Annotated in this window: 22 protein-coding genes; 16 read left to right on the plus strand and 6 right to left on the minus strand. The window is 34.4% G+C overall.

What is annotated here, in order from left to right; genetic code table 11:
* Position 1 precedes the first annotated feature (1 nt).
* The 15 genes from ABWU65_RS00075 to ABWU65_RS00145 all read left to right on the plus strand — a co-directional run bounded on the left by ABWU65_RS00075 (position 2) and on the right by ABWU65_RS00145 (position 13,219).
* Positions 2 to 1,936: a DUF4815 domain-containing protein gene (locus ABWU65_RS00075; RefSeq protein ID WP_353279986.1), complete on the plus strand. Its 1,935-nt coding sequence runs from the start codon at positions 2 to 4 to the stop codon at positions 1,934 to 1,936.
* A gap of 11 nt (positions 1,937 to 1,947) precedes the next feature.
* Positions 1,948 to 3,135: a hypothetical protein gene (locus ABWU65_RS00080; protein ID WP_353279987.1), complete on the plus strand. Its 1,188-nt coding sequence runs from the start codon at positions 1,948 to 1,950 to the stop codon at positions 3,133 to 3,135.
* A gap of 4 nt (positions 3,136 to 3,139) precedes the next feature.
* A complete protein-coding gene (locus ABWU65_RS00085; protein WP_264735741.1) occupies positions 3,140 to 3,334 on the plus strand; it encodes a hypothetical protein in 195 nt (64 codons plus the stop codon).
* Positions 3,331 to 4,752, plus strand: coding sequence for a hypothetical protein (locus tag ABWU65_RS00090; RefSeq protein WP_353279988.1), 1,422 nt, complete (start codon positions 3,331 to 3,333; stop codon positions 4,750 to 4,752). The genes ABWU65_RS00085 and ABWU65_RS00090 overlap by 4 nt, the downstream gene beginning before the upstream one ends.
* Before the next feature lie 6 nt (positions 4,753 to 4,758).
* The gene (locus ABWU65_RS00095; RefSeq protein WP_353279989.1) at positions 4,759 to 5,325 is read left to right on the plus strand and encodes a hypothetical protein; all 567 of its coding nucleotides are present in this window, start codon (positions 4,759 to 4,761) and stop codon (positions 5,323 to 5,325) included.
* A 17-nt stretch (positions 5,326 to 5,342) separates the two neighbouring features.
* Positions 5,343 to 6,509 carry a phage tail sheath subtilisin-like domain-containing protein gene (locus ABWU65_RS00100; RefSeq protein WP_353279990.1) on the plus strand — a complete coding sequence of 389 codons (1,167 nt, stop codon included), beginning with the start codon at positions 5,343 to 5,345 and terminating at the stop codon, positions 6,507 to 6,509.
* Positions 6,510 to 6,524: 15 nt separating this feature from the next.
* On the plus strand, positions 6,525 to 7,031 hold the full coding sequence (locus ABWU65_RS00105) for a phage major tail tube protein (protein WP_353279991.1): 507 nt from the start codon (positions 6,525 to 6,527) through the stop codon (positions 7,029 to 7,031).
* Between the two features lie 95 nt (positions 7,032 to 7,126).
* A complete protein-coding gene (locus tag ABWU65_RS00110) occupies positions 7,127 to 8,038 on the plus strand; it encodes an Rpn family recombination-promoting nuclease/putative transposase (RefSeq protein WP_172758475.1) in 912 nt (303 codons plus the stop codon).
* Positions 8,039 to 8,171: 133 nt separating this feature from the next.
* Positions 8,172 to 8,429 (plus strand): phage tail assembly protein, encoded by a 258-nt coding sequence (locus tag ABWU65_RS00115; protein WP_017532593.1) that lies wholly within the window; start codon positions 8,172 to 8,174, stop codon positions 8,427 to 8,429.
* Between the two features lie 109 nt (positions 8,430 to 8,538).
* Positions 8,539 to 10,836, plus strand: a complete 2,298-nt coding sequence (locus ABWU65_RS00120; protein WP_353279992.1) for a phage tail tape measure protein — start codon at positions 8,539 to 8,541, stop codon at positions 10,834 to 10,836.
* Between the two features lie 29 nt (positions 10,837 to 10,865).
* On the plus strand, positions 10,866 to 11,213 hold the full coding sequence (locus tag ABWU65_RS00125) for a phage tail protein (protein WP_309166947.1): 348 nt from the start codon (positions 10,866 to 10,868) through the stop codon (positions 11,211 to 11,213).
* Positions 11,210 to 11,419 (plus strand): tail protein X, encoded by a 210-nt coding sequence (locus ABWU65_RS00130; protein WP_064085527.1) that lies wholly within the window; start codon positions 11,210 to 11,212, stop codon positions 11,417 to 11,419. The genes ABWU65_RS00125 and ABWU65_RS00130 overlap by 4 nt, the downstream gene beginning before the upstream one ends.
* The gene (locus ABWU65_RS00135; RefSeq protein ID WP_353279993.1) at positions 11,420 to 12,370 is read left to right on the plus strand and encodes a phage tail protein; all 951 of its coding nucleotides are present in this window, start codon (positions 11,420 to 11,422) and stop codon (positions 12,368 to 12,370) included. It abuts the gene before it with no gap.
* A 33-nt stretch (positions 12,371 to 12,403) separates the two neighbouring features.
* Positions 12,404 to 12,934: an ankyrin repeat domain-containing protein gene (locus ABWU65_RS00140; RefSeq protein ID WP_230609188.1), complete on the plus strand. Its 531-nt coding sequence runs from the start codon at positions 12,404 to 12,406 to the stop codon at positions 12,932 to 12,934.
* Positions 12,935 to 13,000: 66 nt separating this feature from the next.
* Positions 13,001 to 13,219 carry a hypothetical protein gene (locus tag ABWU65_RS00145; protein ID WP_353279994.1) on the plus strand — a complete coding sequence of 73 codons (219 nt, stop codon included), beginning with the start codon at positions 13,001 to 13,003 and terminating at the stop codon, positions 13,217 to 13,219.
* Here the strand turns inward: ABWU65_RS00145 and ABWU65_RS00150 are convergent, their stop codons facing one another.
* Positions 13,220 to 13,741 carry a phospholipase D family protein gene (locus tag ABWU65_RS00150; protein ID WP_353279995.1) on the minus strand — a complete coding sequence of 174 codons (522 nt, stop codon included), beginning with the start codon at positions 13,739 to 13,741 and terminating at the stop codon, positions 13,220 to 13,222.
* On the opposite strand from ABWU65_RS00150, the gene ABWU65_RS00155 reads away from it, so the two are divergent.
* Positions 13,740 to 14,660: a patatin-like phospholipase family protein gene (locus tag ABWU65_RS00155; RefSeq protein ID WP_353279996.1), complete on the plus strand. Its 921-nt coding sequence runs from the start codon at positions 13,740 to 13,742 to the stop codon at positions 14,658 to 14,660. The two genes, ABWU65_RS00150 and ABWU65_RS00155, sit on opposite strands and share 2 nt — an antisense overlap.
* A 95-nt stretch (positions 14,661 to 14,755) precedes the next feature.
* Here the strand turns inward: ABWU65_RS00155 and ABWU65_RS00160 are convergent, their stop codons facing one another.
* The 5 genes from ABWU65_RS00160 to ABWU65_RS00180 all read right to left on the minus strand — a co-directional run bounded on the left by ABWU65_RS00160 (position 14,756) and on the right by ABWU65_RS00180 (position 19,909).
* A complete protein-coding gene (locus tag ABWU65_RS00160) occupies positions 14,756 to 15,742 on the minus strand; it encodes a helix-turn-helix domain-containing protein (RefSeq protein ID WP_353279997.1) in 987 nt (328 codons plus the stop codon).
* Positions 15,743 to 15,787: 45 nt separating this feature from the next.
* On the minus strand, positions 15,788 to 16,696 hold the full coding sequence (locus ABWU65_RS00165; protein WP_341823998.1) for a helix-turn-helix domain-containing protein: 909 nt from the start codon (positions 16,694 to 16,696) through the stop codon (positions 15,788 to 15,790).
* 89 nt (positions 16,697 to 16,785) lie between these two features.
* The gene (locus ABWU65_RS00170; protein ID WP_353279998.1) at positions 16,786 to 17,988 is read right to left on the minus strand and encodes a hypothetical protein; all 1,203 of its coding nucleotides are present in this window, start codon (positions 17,986 to 17,988) and stop codon (positions 16,786 to 16,788) included.
* Positions 17,989 to 18,158: 170 nt separating this feature from the next.
* Positions 18,159 to 18,824, minus strand: a complete 666-nt coding sequence (locus ABWU65_RS00175; protein ID WP_143688756.1) for a RadC family protein — start codon at positions 18,822 to 18,824, stop codon at positions 18,159 to 18,161.
* 170 nt (positions 18,825 to 18,994) lie between these two features.
* On the minus strand, positions 18,995 to 19,909 hold the full coding sequence (locus tag ABWU65_RS00180; protein WP_353279999.1) for a helix-turn-helix domain-containing protein: 915 nt from the start codon (positions 19,907 to 19,909) through the stop codon (positions 18,995 to 18,997).
* Positions 19,910 to 19,925: the final 16 nt, after the last annotated feature.

Here is a 19,925-nt window from a genome sequence, read left to right on the forward strand (position 1 = left end):
AATGACTTTAAACGCCTATTATAACCGCTTTAATCCTGATAAAGAATACGAAAAAAGCTTGTTTCTTGCAGGAAGAGGTCTACAGTCAGCAGAATTAAACGAGACTCAGGAGTATGCTCTCTCTAAGCTTAAAGGCATAGGCGATGCAATATTTCGTGATGGTGATGTTATAACAGGAAGCAATTGTATTATAGATAGAGAAACTGGTAAAGTTACGCTTGAATCAGGAAAAATCTATCTTCGTGGAGCAGTTAGAAAAGTCGAAAAAGAAGAATTTACTATTCCACTGAGTACTATAGTTCGCATAGGTGTTTATTATGTAGAATCTACCATTACAGAACTTGAGGATGAAAACCTTCGTGATCCTGCAATTGGTACAAGAAATTATCAGGAAGTAGGAGCAGCAAGGCTTAAAGTTTCCACCATTTGGGGATACCAAGTAGAAAGTGTTACTGTTAACTCTACAAATGGCGAATTTTACCCAATTTACAATATTGAAAATGGAGTATTAATAGAACATTCACCTCCACCACAAGCAAATATAGTAACTACCGCTCTTGCTCGTTATGACAAAGAGGCAAATGGTTCCTACGTCGTAAATGGTCTTGAAGTAATGTTCCTGCAAAAGGAAGAGGGAGAAGGAGGAAAAAAAATATTTGTGATTAATGAGGGCAAAGCTCATGTTGATGGCTATGAGATTGAACTTCCTCACAGTATTCGTGTTTCTTTTGATGAAGATCCGGATATAAAATCAGTTGAATCAGAACCACATACTTTTCAGCCAAATAGCCAAAGAGTAATGGAACTGAAGGTTAATGATTTTCCAATAAGTGAAATTAAAAAAGTAGATATCACTGTTCAGAAAACTATTACTGTTACTCACGGTTCATATTCAGGAGCTGTTGATCCAATACCTGACTCTGCAGTACTTGAGATTATTCAAGTTAAACAAGGCAATGTTATTTATGAAAATAGTATAGACTATAAGTTAAATGCAGGAAACGTCGATTGGTCATTACCTGGCAAAGAACCAGCTCCTGGGAGTAGTTACCTAATAACCTATCGCTGCCGCACTCATGTAAGCCCTGAAGATATAAATGAAAAGGGATGTAAAGTGAAAGGAGCAGTTGATAATAGCTTGGTTCTGGTTGATTACACCTGGAAAATGCCCCGCTTTGATTTAATTACTATCGATAGCAAAGGGGTGGTAAGAAGAATAAAAGGAATTTCCCACTCTTGGCGACCATCGATGCCTAAAGCGCCTAGCGGACAACTTTTGCTCTGCTACATTCATCAGACATGGAAAAACGGAGAAAAAGAAGGGGTAAAAATAGTGAATAATGCTATTCATGCTGTACCGATGAATGAGCTTGAAGCAATGAAAAAAGGAATAAATGATCTTTATGCGCTGGTTGCAGAGGAACGTCTACGCAATGATGCAAATTCAAGAGAACCTACCACCAAAAAAGGAGTATTTGTTGATTCATTCTTTGATGATGATATGCGTGATCAAGGAATTTCGCAGTCTGCAGCAATAGTAAATAGAGAGCTAGTTCTGCCAATAGATGTAGAAGTTGCAGATATTGAAAAAGGTGGGGAAAGATATCTTTTGCCGTATGAACTTGAACCGGTACTGGAGCAGCTTTCACAGACCAAAGGAGAAAAGATCAATCCATATCAAGCTTTTGATCCAGTTCCGGCACAAATTACTCTAAATAAAAACATTGACCACTGGACAGAGGTTACCACGAATTGGAAAAGTCCAGTAACAAGAGTATTTAATGTTAAAGAAACGACAGAGCTGCTGTCAAGTACTTCATACGAAACTGAATTTATGAGAGAAGCAGTACAGAATTTTGAAATTGAAGGTTTTGAGCCAGATGAAAAGCTTAAGGAAATAAAATTTGATGGCATTTCTATTATACCTATGGCATAGAGGAAAAAAAAGTGGAAAAAAGAGCTAACAACCAGGGAAAATTAAAGGGAAAGGTGAAAGTACCAGCAAACATTCCAGCAGGTACTAAATTAGTACAGTTTTATGGGGATAAAGGAAGCTATGGAGAGGCAACTTATACTGGTAAAAAAACTATTACTATAGAAGAAAGAAGAAGAGTGATCGCAGCAAGAAGAGTTGATCCTTTAGCGCAAACATTTACTTTAAATGAGAGCAGACACATAGGAGGTCTAGAGTTATGGTTTGTAAATAACGGCAAAAAACGTGTTGTTGTGCAGATTAGAGAAACAGCAGTGGGCATGCCCTCGCAGACTGTCATTGCTGAAAGTTATATTGAGCCAAAAGATATAAAGATAGATGGCACAGCAACACGTATTACTTGGTCACCAGTGTTTTGCCATGCAGGACAAGAATATGCAATAGTTTTACTTACCGATGATTCAGAGACAACAGTCAAAATAGCAGAACTTGGCAAATATGATGCAGTAAATAGCCGTTGGGTAACAAGTCAGCCATATCAAGTAGGAGTATTACTGTCATCTAGCAATGCAAGCACCTGGACTCCACATCAAAATTTAGATTTAACGTTTCGACTACTAGCTGCAAAATTTAGTGAAGTTTCTCATGTTGTTGACCTGGGCAAAGTTACTGTAAATAATGTATCAGATTTAATTGTTTTGACGAACGTCGAAAAAGTAGCATTTGATACCAATGTAGAATTTATCTTAACAGATGAAGAGGGAAGAGAAAACTTTTTGTCTGATAATTTACCGCTCGCACTGCGTGAAAGATTATCTGGAGAGCTAACAGTAAAGGCAAATTTAAAAGGGTCAAAAGAAAAAAGTCCAGTGCTATATCCTGGGTTACAGCTAGTTATAGGTAATATAGGGGAAAAAGGAGATTATGTTACAAGAAGCATTACAGCAGGAGCTAACACCAAGATCACCATAACATATGATGCGCTAATACCTGGCACTGCAGATGTAAAAGCATATGTGCAAAAAAATGTGGATTGGCAATTAGTAAATTTAACATCAGGAAAACCAATTGGAGAAAATTGGGTAGAGAGAGTACACATACTGACAAACTTTAATGGCAATGAGACAAGGATAAAATTGGTTTTAAGTGGAACAGTTGTCTATCGTCCTAAAGTCAAAAATTTGCGAGTGATTATTACTTGAATCAATGCCAAATGACCAAAGCAAACGAGGATATACACTACCACATCCAGAAAATATTGCAGTGGAAGATGTAGTACGTATTCGCAGAGCTATAGAAAAAATAGATGAAGATATTACCGAAAGAGAAGATGAGCATAATCAACTTAAGAGTAATTTTGAGCGGTTTAATTTTGAGACTTTTTTAAATTTTTGGGAATGAAAGAAGCAATATACCAAAGGATAAAGGATTTAGCAGCAAATAGCACACCTGATCAACTGGCATATCTTGCAAAATCGCTGGAATTGATAGCAGATAAAAAAGCTATTGCTGACATTGTGCAGATGACTGAGGTAAAAGAGATAATTGATGCACTACAAAAAAGACTTAAGGATTTAGTAGCAAACAGTACACCAGATCAATTAGCATATCTTGCTAAAGCATTGGAATCAATAGTCGACAAAAGTGCAGTTTCTGAAATTGTACAGATGACTGATGGTAAGCTAAAAGAACTTCTTGATAGTGCAAAAAAACACTTAACTGATCTGGATAATAAAAAAGCTAGTTCTTTAGCAGTGATCTCTGAATCAGAGAAGCAGTTATTAAAGAGAATTGATGAAAAAGGAACAACAAATTTATCGCTACTTGATACGAGAAAGAATGCCAATATTGCAGCAATAAATAGCATTAGTAATAGTCATAAAGATGGTCTTAAAGGTTTAGTAGAAGATTTTCGTGCTGTTAATAATGTACCATCTGGCTCATCAATTATAGGAGAAATAGAAACTCGAATTGAAAACATCTCTAATGAGGTAAAAACTCGGGATGAACAGTTAAAAGCGTCTCTTATAAATGAAATAAGAAAGCGCAACATGGTTGAACCAGGGTCATTACCTTTCTTATTTGGTGTACTTGGCAGAAAAAATAATTATTTTGGCCACGGAACTTTTACGACAGAGCTTGGAAAGTGGAGTAGTGATATAACAAAAACTGACTATATGTTACAACTACTAGCAGGTAGCCATACGTACAATACAGATTACGTTAGTTTTTATCGGCCAAGACAACTAAGTTTTATAGAGGGAAGTAAAGGAACATTTATTTACGGAGAGTTATGCACAAAAAGTTTTTCAGGTAGTTATGATGAGATATACTATTACCCGTATGCTGCACTTGGAGTAGTATTTGTAAAAAATACAACCAATGTGAACATAAATAAGACAATGGAATTTGTTGGATCATCGTACTCGAGTACAGAGTATGGGGGAGCAGGATTATTTGTGGGAACTCCTGATAACACTAATTCTAATAAATCAAGTATTTCAAAAATAGTATGGAAAAATGTTTACCAATACACGAGTTCTGATAGCAAGTTAGCCGGATCTGGTAATGTGGAGATTCCAGCAGGAAAAACAGTTGCAATATTACTTTACACATCATCTTATCTGTATTCCAGAACACAAGTTAGTCAAGGTATGCTTGCATCAAATTATGTACACAACTATGGTCAATTTATTCAGTGGGGGATTTATAACATACGTAGCAATGTTCTAACTACAGGACTTGAAGTAGATGTGGAGAGAACGCTAAAAGCTTGGCAATGTCCAGGATTATCTAACACGTATGAGATTTGGAGGTAACAAACAATGTCTATCTACATTAGATTTGAAAATGATAAACAAGTAGAAACAACAACACTTGAAAGCAAGCCAACTGAAAATGATTGGTATGAAGCACCAGAAGATTTTGATTGGCAAAAAAGCTATTGTTTAACAGAAGGAGGAAAAATTGCTCAGCGTACTAAAGAAGATATACAAAAGGAGTTACTGGATAATGCGAAGCTTTGTGCATTTGATAGTATGCGTTTCTATTATGATAATCATACTCACCAATATGCAGGTCATTCTCACCAAAAAGCTAAATCTTATGAGATTCAAGCGGAAGCCGCAAAAAGCATTCTAGCAGCACCAGAATCTATAGATGAAAAGGATACAGAAATTATAGAACCATTAGCAAAAGTCCGTGGTATTACAGTTATTGAAATGGCAAGAATAATTGAGGAAAAAGTGAAAAAAGCAGTAAAAGCAATAATTAAATGTGAAGAGCTTGAAGATTTAGCCAAGAAGAAAATTAAGGAAGTCAGGGATAAAGAAGAGTTGCAGAGTTTACTCAACGATTTTAAGCAAAAAATGCAAAAGGTTTTAGAAAGCTAAAGGGGAAAAAGCAAAAAATGACAGAACAATTTTTACATGGGGTAAATGTTATCGAGGTTACCTCAGGAGCGAGGACAGTACGAACAGCTAAATCATCGGTAATTGGAGTAATTGGTACTGCACCTGATGCTGACGGGCAAAAGTTTCCACTAAATAAACCAGTACTGATAGCAGGAAGCTTAAAAGAAGCGGTAAAACTTGGCAAAAAGGGGACTCTTTTTTCAGCAGTAAATGGAGTATTTTCCCAAATTGGTGCAACAGTAGTAGTTATTCGAGTTGAAGAAAGTGATCCAAAATTAAAAGAAGAAGAGACGCTGAAGAATATAATTGGTAGAGTTGACGAAGAAACTGGAGAATATCAGGGAATTGAGGCATTTCTCAGCAGTGAAAGCATAGTTCATGTTGCGCCAAGAATACTCATTGCGCCTCAATTTACTCACCAACTACCAGAAGATGGCAAAAATCCAGTGGTTGCAGCATTAATTTCTATAGCAGAAAAATTAAGAGCTATAATAGTAGCAGATGGTCCAAATACCAATGATGAAGAAGCAATCAAGTGGAGAAAAAGTGTAGGCAGCTCAAGAGTTTACGTAGTTGATCCATGGGTGAAGGTACTTATTGAAGAAGAAATCTTGCCAGCAAGCCCATTTGTAGCTGGTTTAATAGCAAAAGTAGATAGCGAACAAGGATTTTGGCACTCACCTTCAAATAAAGAGATAAATGGTATTATTGGAACAAGCAGGCCTATTGATTTTACGCTCGGTAATACAAATTGCAGAGCAAACCACTTAAATGAAAATGAAGTAACAACGATAATTCATCAAAATGGCTACAGGCTTTGGGGAAATAGAACATGTTCAAATGACTCAAAATGGGCTTTTTTGTCAGTGAGAAGGACTGCAGATTTAATCAATGATAGTTTACTTCGAGCTCATTTATGGGCAGTTGATCGCAATATCACCAAAACTTATATAGATGATGTAATTGAGGGGGTGAATTCTTATTTGGCCAATTTAAAAGTACAAGGAGCGATTATTAGCGGAAAATGTTACGCAACTCCAGAGCTCAATACACCGGCAAACATTGCAAGCGGGAAAGTGTATTTTGACTTCGAGTTTACACCACCATATCCGGCAGAACAGATTACTTTCAGGTCACATCTTGTGAGTGGTACAATATTATAAAAATGGGAGAAAGAGATGTTACCGAAGATTTTAAAGAATTTTAATGTATTCGTAGATGGTCGGGGTTATGCAGGAAAAATAGATGAAATAACCTTACCGAAGCTTACCATAAAAACTGAAGAATATAGAGCTGGTGGTATGGATATTCCAATAAATATTGACATGGGCATGGAAAAGCTTGAAGCAGATTTTACTTTTGCAGAATATGATTCAGAACTTTTTAGACTTTTTGGTTTGATAGATGGAAATTCAGTAGCTTTGACGCTAAGGGGCGGATTACAAGGCAGTGGCAGCAATGAGGTTGAAGGAGTAATTATCAACCTTAGAGGCATATTCAAAGAATTTGACTTTGGTAGCTGGAAACCTGCTGAAAAAGCAACGCTGAAGTGTACTGTAGCTGCTCATTACTATAAACTTACTATAGGTGGTAATGAACTGATAGAGATCGATGCTGAAAATATGATAAGAAAGATAAACGGTGTTGATCAAATGGCCTTGCTGCAAACGATTTTAGGGATTTAATGGAATAGATGGATGCCTTTTCATATAACCACTTTTTTATTGAAAAATTACTGATAATACTGTATAATTATTAATGTTTTTTAAGCATTTGTGCTATGGCTTTATCTAAATTTCTCGACCCTAAAAATGATATAGCATTTCGCCGTATCTTTGGTACTGAAAAGAATAAAGACATCCTCATTCACTTCCTCAATGATATTTTGAGCTTTACTGGCAAAAATGCAATACAGGATATAGAGTTTTTAAGTACTATTCAAGATCCTGAAATTGCCGCTAAAAAACAAAGTATTGTTGATGTGCTATGTAAAGATTCAACAGGAGTACAATGGATAATTGAGATGCAGGTTGCTAAAACCAAAGGCTTTGAAAAACGTGCCCAATATTACGCTGCTAAAGCCTATTCAAGACAAGCAGATAAAGGTGATCAATACCATGACCTTAAGGAAATTATCTTTATTGCTATAGCAGATTGTATACTGTTTCCTGATAAGTCCGAGTATAAATCAAAGCACACTATTCGCGATGAAGATACTAATGAACATGATCTAAAAGATTTTTATTTTGTATTTATTGAATTGCCTAAATTTTCCAAAACTAAAGAAGATCAGCTTTCAAATATAGTTGAGAAGTGGGTGTATTTTTTTAAGTACGCTGATGAAACAAGTGAAGAAGAATTGGAAAGAATAACAGGAAGTGACGTAATAATCAAAAAAGCGTACGAAGAGCTAAACAGGTTTAACTGGTCAGAAAAAGAGTTTATAGCATATGAACAGGAGACCAAGCGTATTCGTGATGAACAGGCTGTCCTTGCTCAAAAACTTGATGATGCCAAAAAAGAAGGAAAGATTGAAGGAAAGATTGAAGGAAAGATTGAAGGAAAGATTGAAGGAAAGATTGAAGTTGCAAAAGCGATGTTGACTAATAATGTTGATATTAGCACTATTGTCAAGTGTACAGGTCTTTCTGTCGATGAAGTTCAAGAATTAATTCAAGTTGAGGAAAAATAAACCCTACTATCATCTTTATATTGAGAAATTTAGTATGAAGGATCGTTAATCAAACACAAAAACTATAGTAAAAAAAATTAGTTATGTAAAAGCCGATATAGACTTTTATTTAATTAACTTTTTAAGGAGGAACATGCAAGCTATAACACTTAATAACCCAATAACAGTTGATGGAATTTCTGTTTCAGAACTTACCATTAGACGTCCAAAAGTTAGAGACTATTTGGCAATAGAACGCATTAATGGTAGTGACCTAAATAAGGAAGTGACTTTGACTGCCAACCTGACATCAGTTGCAAAAGAAGCAATTGAAGAGTTAGATATTGCTGATTATGTGAAAATTCAAGAGGTATTAAAGGATTTTTTTTCACCAATTATTCAAAAGACTTGAGATTAGAAGTACTCGTGCTTAGCTCTATCATAGGTGGTGGAGTTGAGCACATTCTTGATATGGAATTTAACGAATTTATCTTATGGGAAGAAACAGCAAAGAGGTCTAAATGTCAACGTTATCTATAAAAATCGGAGCAGTCTTAGATGGCAGTTTTAATACTGTAATAAAAGGAAGTAGCAGTCAACTTACTCGTCTTGGTGAGAATATAAGAAAGCTTGATTCATCTTTAAAGTCAGTATCAAAGTTTAAACAGTTAGGTCATGATGTTTTGACCAGCAGGAGGTCGTGGAAGGGCTTTGAAGATCAAGTAAAATCTTTAGCTAAACAAATGAAAGCAATAGAGAAACCAAGCAAAACTTTAAAAGCAGAGTTTGACAAGGCCAAAACCTCCGCAACAAAAGCAAAAGAAGCATACTTAAAAAAGAGAGATGCTTTACATTCATTTAATGAAGAAGTAAGAAAAAGTGGAAGAAATATTAAGTCATTAGTAAGTGATCAATATAAACTTGGTTCTTCTATTGAAGTGCTAAAAGGTAAGTATGGTAAGCTTGGGTCTGCAATACGTAGTCACCAAAGTTTTTTAGCAAGTAAAGCACATTTTAAGTCACAAATTATAGAGACTATTGGGCTAGGTCTTTCGCTTGCAGCTCCAGTTAAAGTTGCGATTGATTTTGAATCGGCTATGGCTGATGTTAAGAAGGTAGTAAAGTTTGATAATAAAAAAGATGAAGTAACTAAATTTGCTGAAGGGTTAAAGGAAATGTCAAGAACAATACCATTATCAGCCGCAGAATTAGCACAAATAGCTGCAAGCGGTGGTCAACTTGGTATCAAGAAAGAAGATCTTTTTAAGTTTACAGAAACAGTAGCAAAAATGTCTACAGCATTTGATATGTCTGCAGAGCAAGCAGGTGATTCCATAGCTAAACTTTCTAACGTTTATGGAATTGATGTTAGTGAAATGGAGCATGTTGGTAATGTAATCAACCACTTATCAGATAACACTGCTGCTAAAGCAAAAGATATGGTTGAAGCTCTAGCAATAGTTGGTGGTACTGCAAAGCAGTTTGGATTAAAGTTTGAACAAACAAGCAGCTTAGTAAATGCTTTTATTAGTTTAGGTAAACAACCAGCAAAAGCTGCAACTGCTATAAATGCACTGCTTAGCAAACTTCAAACTGCTGAAGGTCAAGGAAAAGAATTCAAAGCAGCACTAGAAGAAATGGGCATAACCGCGGAAGAAATGGTACAAAGGATCAGTGAAAGCGGAGAAGAAGCACTACTTCACTTTTTTCAAACTCTAAAGAAAATGGATAATCAGGAACGTTCTACAATCCTGATGAAACTTTTCGGTCAGGAATATCAAGATGATATTGCATTATTAGCTGGAAGTTTTAATAAGTATGAGGATGCAATAAAGTTACTGGCTAATACAGAAAAGTACGGAAGCTCTCTGCAAGAAGAATTCAAAAATCGTGCAGACACTACAGCTAATAAATTACAATTACTTAAAAATGCAATAGTTGAAGCTGGCATGAATCTAGGGTCAGTAATGTTACCTACCTTGAATTATGTAGCTGGAAGTTTGAAAACAATAACAGAGCATATAGCTTCTTTTGCAGAAAAATATCCAACTTTAACCACGACGATCATGGGTACTGTAGCAGCTTTGATAAGTTTAAAAATTGCAGCAGTAGGACTAGGATACGGATTTACATTGCTAGGAAGTACGATTTTTGGTCTGAAAGCAAACCTACTTGGAGTATTTTCATTTTTATCAGCTACAGTTTTTCCTGCAGTAGTAACAGGACTAAGAGCAATAACGCTTGCTGTAATGAGTAATCCTATAGGGCTTTTAATTGCTGGACTTGTTACTGGCGCAGCTCTTGTTATCACTAACTGGCAAAAGGTGAAAGACTTTTTCTCTAGCTTTTGGAAATCGATAATAAAACCCATAGAAGAAGCTTTTTCATGGATAGGGGAAAGTGTATTTGGAAAAGTATTAGGGAATAGCCCACTGAAAGAGTTTGAAAAAAGAAAAACTGAAGTAAAAGCAGTACATAGTCCCCTAAAGAGTAATATTCTCAACAGTGGAAATCCTTTGCTAAGTAACAGTATAATTAAAGAATTTTCCAAGAGAAATCAGAATAATTTCAGAATCAAAAGCCTTATTGAGGAGAAAAAGTTTACAGAGAGCGATAATGATAAGATATTTGCAGATTTTGGAAGGAGTAAATTTGAAAATAAAGAACAAAATAAAACTCAGAACATCACTAATAATTACACTATCAGCATTAAAGCAGAGCCAAATCAAGATGTTCGTAGTCTTGCAGATGAAGTAATAAAAAGGATAAGAGAAAAATCACGTGATGTTTTATTTGATACAGTAGAGACGTTTTATTGATCAACTATGTTTTTAAAAATTTTTTATTTGTGTTATCTCTTGGTCCATATAAATTTACTCCGATAAGTTTGAAGTATAGTAAAGAAAATCGTTGGAGTGTAATTGAATGTATCGATAAAATGCCGTCACTACAAAATATTGGTCGAGGAGTGGAAAATGTAGATATAGAAGGAGTTATTTACCTTAATATTCTCAACAGAGTAAATCAATTAAAGAATACGAAAGAAGCTGAAAAACCGCATGTTTTAGTAGATAGTCTAGGTAATATTTTAGGACAATTCGTAATTACTAGGTTAGAAGAAAAGCAGATGTATTTTTTACCTAATGGACTACCAAGAAAAGTTGAATTTAGTTTGAGTTTGAAGAGCTATAGATGACTATATATTACTTAACTAAAGAAGGAGAAATGCTAGATCTGATTTGCTGGAAACATTATGGATTTACCGATGGAATAGTGGAGGAAGTATTGCTTAAAAATCCAGGCCTTGCAGAACATGGAAGTTTTTTACCGGTAGGACTAAAAATTAAATTGCCTGTAACAGAAAAACCTCTACAAAAGTCAAAATTAAAAGTATGGGAATAAATGCAGCCAGATTTTATAATAGATAAATGTGAATCAATTAGAGATAGAGTTATATCATTGCGCCTTACAGATGAATCTGGAACTATAGATGATGTAGTTGAAGTACATGTTGATTATAGGGATGAAAACACAGATGTTCCGAATGAATTAAATATCGCTCTAGGTTACAGAGAAACTGGAGTCTTACCAATGGGCATATATACAGTCAACGAAGTTACAATACAAAGTCCACCTAAGACTCTACTAATCAAAGCTCATGCAACAAATTTAAGACTATCATTAAAGGAAAAAGTATCTAAAGAATGGCATCAAATTACTCTAGGTAACTTGGTTAATGAAATAGCAGAAAAACACGGATATGGGTGCAGAGTTGCAGAAGAATTTGAAAATGTGTTGATTCCACATATTAACCAAACAGAAGAAAGTGATATAAGTTTACTAACAAAAATAGCAATAGAACGCGAAGCAATGGCAAAACTAGCTGGCGGATATATACTCTTTATTCCAAAAGGCAAAGCAAAGTCGGCAACTGGAAAAGCTTTAGGAACAACAGCTATTAGACCTCAAGACACAATAAATTGGAAGGTTCACTTTACCGTGAGTAGGTACAACTCAGTAATTGCAAAATGGCATAGCTATGAAAAAGGTGAAACTATATCAGAAATAGCTGGTTCTGGTAGTCCAAGTTATACTATACAAACGCTTTACTCTAATGTAGAATCAGCATTAAGTGTAGCAAATGCTAAGTTAAAACAATTAAAGCGAAATAATGCAGTATTGGATGTCATTATGCCTGGTAATCCAGAACTATTTGCAGAGGCAAAACTTAGCTTGTTAGGATTTCATCAAGACATAGATGGTGAATGGGTAATCGACAGAGCAGAACATGTGTTAGATAGTTCAGGTTATCGCACTGTGTTATCAGCATCAACGTTAAAGAAAAATCAGTAAAACAAATGTTTAATATTGAAAAAGGTATTGAATATGAATAGAGACTCAAGAAATAAGCTACATTTTTGGTGGTTTATAGTAACAGTAGTATGTGTTATTATTACTTATTGCTATATGAAAGCAAAAGCTACAGATAATTATAAAACAATATTACAAATTGCATCTGAAAATTGTAACTTAGAGATTGTTAAATTCTCAGTAGAAAATTTGTTAGATACTAGCGTACAGATTAATAAGTTAACAGCATTACATCATGCATCTGATTCTGGGTGTCTAAGAATTGTTGAGTTTTTAGTGAAAGAAAAAGCAAATATAAATGCTACAGGTGGGTATATGGGATGGACAGCTTTGCACCATGCAGCAGATAAGGGACATTTGGAAATCGTTGAGTTTTTACTAAGCAAAGGAGCAAATCCTACAGCTACAGCCCAAGACGGAAGAAGACCTAGAAATATGGCTGTAGTGGAATCGCGACACAATAAAAATAACAAACATTACGATAAAATCATAAAGCTACTTGCTAAAGCAGAGGATCAATACGAATCAACAAAAAGTAATCACTAAAGCTGTAAGTTTTCTATGATCTCTATATAAATCCTCAAACTATCCATAATAGATTAATACTTTCACATGAAAAAGCAAAAAATCCCAATAGCGTTAATAATAACAATAGTTCTACAGACTGTAGGATTCATATGGTGGTTGTCCAAGCTAGACTCAAGGGTACAGCTTCACGATAAACTTATTGAATATGGTTTAATGGAAAAAGTGTTAGTACTTGAGGAAAGGGTAAAAAATCTTTCTGAAGAACTGGATGATTTTAAAGCTAGCAACTTAAAATGTGGGTAATCAATTTTCTATTAATGGCGTATAAGGCCTAGATTGCAATTGACGATCTCTCCAATTTTCAACATATTGCTCAACTAGTGGAGGATCCCCTGTTATAATCAGTAGATTTTCAGCATTTCTTTGCTGAGCGGCATCTGAAAAGTTAAATGATCCAGTTATGACTTTTTGATCATCAATAATAATTACCTTGCTATGAGCAATAGCGGGTTTAAAGTCAATCCATATCGGGATTTTGTGCTCAAATAATTCGTTAATTACACTATGTTTTGAACTAGTTTGTGATTCATCTAGGATAACCTTAATATCAACACCACGTTCCTTAGCTTCGATTAGCGACTTTGCAATAGATTTAGAAGTAAATGAATATGCTTGAACCAATACAGACCCTTTAGCATGCTCTACGGAATCAATTATTAGATTGGTGCAATTTTCTCTAGGAGTGAAACATACAGTAGTACTTGGACAAGAAACACAACCTGATAAAAGAGAACTAGTTAATAAAATTAATAAATATCTAAACATGACTAAATATATCCTTTCAGTAGATGGTGGAGGCATAAGGGGCATAATACCAGCCATCATTCTAGCAGAAATAGAAAAAAGAACAAGAAAGAGAGTAGCTGAAATCTTTGATCTAATGGCTGGTACTTCAACCGGTGGGATTGTTGTGGCAGGATTATGTAAAAAAGATAAACCTCAATATTCAGCCAATGATTTAGTTGAGTTTTACCAAGAATACGGGTCATATATTTTTAAATCTTCATTCTTCAGGCGATCAATATTATCTTGGTTTAACTGTACACAATACCCACATAAAAATATTGAGTATGTACTTCATAAATATTTTGGCGATGATGTCTTTAAAAACACTTTAAGTAATGTGTTGATTACGAGTTACGATATTCACAATAACTACCCATTTTTTTTCAAAAGCTGGAAAGAGGATAGAAATTTTATTAAATTAAGGGATGTATTAAGAGCAGCAACTGCAGCACCTACTTACTTTGCACCTAAATATTTAAAAGTCAACCACAAGGAAATGGTATTAGTGGATGGAGGGGTGTTTGCCAATAATCCAGCGGCTTGTGCATATGCAAGTGGTAAGAGGTTATTTCCAAATGATGAGATTATACTGCTATCAATAGGCACTGGTGGAACAGATAGAAGTATAAAGTATGCTAACTCAAGGAAATTTGGCAAAATAGGGTGGATCAAGCCACTACTGAATGTGATGTTTGCCTCTGGATTGGATTGCGTTGATTATCAACTAGAACAAGTAATAGACGATAAATATATAAGAATACAATCGCAATTGAAAGTAGCATCGACTGAGATGGACAATATTACACTCAAAAATATCAAATCTCTTCAGCAAGAGGCAAATGCAATGATAGAGGACAACCAGAAATTAATAGATAAACTTTGCGATTTCATATCTTAATTTATACCAAGCAAAATTCAACTGAGCCAAAAAAGTTGGTTAGCAAATTCTACTGGTTAAATCATTAACTAACTTTACTTATATCTTAAAGACATTCAATTTTCACACTCACCCAACTCATCAGCAGTTAGGCCACTTGCTCGCACAATAATATCAATAGCAACACCTTCCTTAACTAGATCTTTTGCAATCTTGATTTTCTCTGCTTTTTTAACCTTTTCTTTACCAGTTTGCATTCCTTCAGATAAAGATCTGGCTACCGTATCCAGTAATTCTTGATCCTCAATTTTTTCGCATTTACCTACAAACCTCAAAACTGGCTCATTTTCATATTCTGTTAGTCCAAGAGCTTTAATGTTAACTGATAATGTTTTTGCTATCTTATATAATATTTCAATTGGAATGTCTGTATATCCTCGTTCATAGTCGTGTATTTCTTTAGGTGTTGAACCGATTTTATTTGCCAAGTCCTCCTGAGTGTATTCCCGTATTAATCTCTGCTCTTTTATCCTTTTCCCCACTTTGTAGAGTATAGAATCAGTACAAATTTCTTTCTCTATATCATCATATTCGTAAGTAGATAAGCGAGTCACTTGGGAAATAATATCAACTGAAACTCCTTCTTTCACTAGATTCTTTGCTACTTCTATTTTTGCTTCTTCTTGACTAATTTTCTCGCTAATATATACAAACCTTACTAATGGATACAGCTTCTTGCGTAATTCCTGATCCTTAATTTCTCTATGTATTTTTGTTAGATAGACTATTTCTTTATCCTCATCTTCATACCAACTGTTTTCTCTTAGTACTGTTGGTTCTGGAAGTAGATCTATAACATTAACTGACAATGCTCCTGCTATTATATACGATTCTTTGATTGTAATAGCCTTGCACCCTAGTTCAAAGTTATGTATTTCCTTATGTGTTAAACCAATTTTTCTTGCTAATTTTGCCTGAGTATACCCTTGTACTATCCTACAACCTTCTATTTTTTTCCCTAGCTCGTAGCTTACTGAGCCAACATGCTCTGAATTATCATAGATAAATCCTCTAAAAGCTGTTTTTCCTACAGAAGCAAACATATATTCTATCACAAAAAATCCACTATTGGCTAAGTTTTTATGAAATCACAAAAATTTCTCAATCATATAATTTGATAAGCCTGTCGTTTGCAAGATAATATCAACAGCAATTCCTTCTTTCACTAAATTCCTTGCAACTTCAATCTTCTTTTCCTCTCTGACCTTTTCTTTACAAACATGTATACCTTCAAATAAAGACTTGATTAGCACATTTCGTAATTCCCGACTCTCAATCTTTTTGTATTCTTCTATCAAGTTTGATAGCTTTTCTTCCACTTCACTATCTTCATCTGATTCGGGAAGTAGATCTATGATACTGATTGATAATACCTTTGCTATTTCATCTAACATTTCAAGTGAGACAGCAGCTCTCCCTTGTTCATATTCGTATATTCCTTGATTTGTTATGCCAACTTTATTCGCTAAATCTTTTTGTGTATATCCTCGTATCAATCTCCACTCTTTTATCCTTTGCCCTACTTTGTATGGAATGGGAATTTTGTTCTCCTCATACTCACCAATAGATAAGTTAGTTGTTCGAGAGATAACATGAGCAGAAACTCCTACTTTCATCAAACCCCTTGCTACTTCCATTTTTACCGCTTTTCTGCTTCTTTCCTCACTCAAACGAATAAATTTGATTAATAAATAAAATACCTCGCTTAATTCTTTATCCTTATACCCCTTTACTAAATTTAATATTTCTTCATCTTCAAAATATCTTTTTTCATTTGGTAGCATCTCTCCACAAACTAGACCTTTAACATTTACTGATAACGCTTCTGCTATAGCATATAATTTCTTAATTGGAATTTTACGACTCCCTTTTTCATATTGCAGTATTGCCCAGTACTTTACACCAACCTTCTCCGCTAAATCCTTCTGAGTATACCCTCTCTCTAACCTCCAACTTTTCACTTTTTGCCCTACTTCATAGTCTAGACTTTTTTCCATACAAAGAACCATATATAATATTTTCTACTATAGCTCAGATATAACGGTAAGAAAAAACCTCTGGAACCTTACAGTTGGCTATAGACACATTAAAGTTCTCTAAAGGTTTCTTTACTACCTGCACGTATTCTATTTACCCACGGAGACAATACTTCATTATTGCTAACCTCTTTTATAGCATACTTTTCATTCCATATGCCACATCTAGTGAAATTACCTTTCTCTACTGCTTCTTGAAGTTTCACTCCTCCAAAAAGACAATTTTTTCCTATTTCTTCTCCTCTTTCTTGTAATTTAGACCACATTTCCTTGTTTTCTACTCTGACTTGTACTTGATCATATTTTTTTACATCGTGGTACAATATAATATTTAGCTGACCAATGCTTGTAGGAAATTGTAATATAATAGAGCTTTCATCTGACATATCGATATAGTTTCTTATACCTCCCTTCTCGCTTTTAACCTCAACTGCATCATTACCAATTTTTAAAATATTACTTCCTAACTTTCTGTTTGCTTCCAGTATTTTGGCTACCTCTACCTTGCTATTATCAGAAAATTCTATATATGATGTTGTATTGTCTATCTCGAGATCTATTAAGGATCCTTCTTGAACAGCACTTTCGCCAGCTTTTTCTAGTTCTTCTAGTTGCTTATCTATCTGTGGCTGAACTTCTGGTTGTAGCTCATCATAGATTTCACCTATCAGTTTATTCTGTAGTAGAGTATCATGAAACTCTGCACCGCTTAACATTAATTTACGTATTAGCTTTTTACGATCAACCTTATCAAATTTATGAAAATGTGTACCTAATACTACATACTCTGAGAAACTCCATTCCCCATCATTACATGCATTTAGCCTTGTTCCATCACCTATTACTTCATCTATAACTTTGTTCATCTCTTTTGGGGTTTTTGCTTTTACCACTCCACTCTTAAACCAGCTCAACTTTTCACTTTCGCTTATACTTGGCTTTATTTTTTGCAAGGCAGAGGTAAATGGATTTTTATCTTCTTGATCACTTGCAGGTTTTGTGCCATAAACATAGTCAAATCCTTTCCCACAGTTGATTTTGTTTTCGCGAACTTCTCTACCAGGGAAAGGTGCTATTTCCTCAGGCTTTTTAGCCTTATTAATTTTGCTTACAAAGGTGGATTGCTCCTTAGTACGACCAATTCCTACAATAGCATTTAACACCTCACCTTTTGATAATCTATCAAGATCAATGTTTAACTCGTAAGTACCTCCTTCTTGATCATAAAAAGGTACAATTATTTTATTACTCATATTAGCCTCCGCTATTAAATATATTTAACTAAGTCTATAACCGACTTTATTACTTTATTATTAATTTAATATATACTTTCTCATTAATTGTAAGCAATGATTAATGCACTTGCAAATACTTTCTTCATTCAAGTAGTTAAACAACTCATGAAAATCTTCAAATATCTGCTTTATAACAGTCCTTGCTCTTTAAAGCTAAAATACCCAACACTTGTGATGATAATGTGATCCAGTAACCTAATCCCTATAGTCTGACAAGCTTTAGCCAAGTCTTTAGTTACAGCTTCATCCTCATCAGATGGCTTTAACCTTCCTTCTGGGTGGTTATGCGATATTATTATTGACGTCGCTTTTCTTATTAATGCCTTTCTTGTTACTTCTCTTATGTAAAAAGGTACCTTATCCACTGTACCAGTGAACACTTCTTCCCCCTTTAAACGGCACTTTTGATCAAAATATATTATTTTCATCTTTTCCTCCTCTGAATAACCAATACTCACCCTTAAATATTTTACGATGGTTTCCAAGTTATCCATTACAGGTCCTTTCTTTAACTCTTCTCTTGGTACCCTCTTTGCAGCTTCCTTTAGGCATAAAATTACTGCTACTGTAGAGTCGGTTATCCCTTCTATAGTTTTCAAGTCATCTATTTCCTGGCCTAAAACTCCTCCTATTCCAAAATTATCTATTAGCTTTCTAGCAATAATTCGAGCTTCTTCCCTGTCATGCACTGCACTTAGAAACGTTTCTATTACTTCACGATCAAGTAGTGCTTTACCGTTGCTTTCTAATGCTCTGAATTCTATTTCTTCTCTACGATCTTTCTTATTATTCATAAAAATTACCCTTCACTAATAACAAAATATTTTTAATTATTTACTGCTGTTTTTTATCAGCATTGGCATAAAGCCATAGCTTTTGAGTGAAGTCAAATCAATTTTTAAATCTTTTTTACTTATTTTTTCATCAAAAAGTAAAAATGTTAATAGATACTGATTTTTTTATTTTAAATTTGTTGAATTTCGTCTAAAGAGATACCTACTGTTTTTAAAATAATATTGATAGAAATTCCTTCCTTAACTAAATTCTTTGCAATTTTCATCCTTTCTACTCTCTCCACTTTCTCTTTGCAAACTTGTATGCTTTCAAACAGAGATTTTATTAGTACATGACGTAATTCTTGGCTTTTAATCTTTTTGTATTCTTTTATTAACCTTGATAGTTCCACTTCACTATTCTCATTTTCTCTTGTTTCTGGAAGCAGATCTGTAATATTAATTAATAGTACCTTTGCTATTTCATCTAACATTTCAAGTGAAACAGCAGATCGTCCTTGTTCATATTCATATATTCTTTGATTTATTATGCCCACTTTACTTGCTAAATCTTCTTGTGTGTATCCTCTTCTCAACCTCCATTCTTTTATTCTTCGACCTACTTTATACGGAATAGAAATTTTTTTTTCATCATATTCATCAATAGATAAACTGGTCGTTTGAGAGATAACATGAGCAGAAACTCCTTCCTTAACCAAACCCTTTGCTACTTCTATTTTTACCGCCTTTCCACTTTCTTCCTCACTAATACGGATGAATTTAGTTAATAAATAAAACGTTTCACGTAATTCTTGATCCTTAATCTCTTTATGTCTTCTTACTAGATTTAGTACCTCCTCTTCCTCATACCTTTTTTCATTTGATACTTCTTGTATGCAAGCTAGATCTCTAGCAGTTGTTGATAATGCTTCTGCTAATTCATATAACTTCTTAATTGAAATTCTGCGTGTTCCTTTTTCATATTGCAGTATTACCTGATATGTTGTTCCGATTTTTTTTGCTAAATCTTTTTGAGTATACCCCTTTGCTAATCTACGATTTCTTACTTTTTGTGCTATCTGATGCCTTATTGAGATATTTGCCATAAATATTATACAGGTT

The sequence above is a fragment of the Wolbachia endosymbiont (group B) of Silvanus unidentatus genome, assembly GCF_964028615.1.
Classification (GTDB): domain Bacteria; phylum Pseudomonadota; class Alphaproteobacteria; order Rickettsiales; family Anaplasmataceae; genus Wolbachia.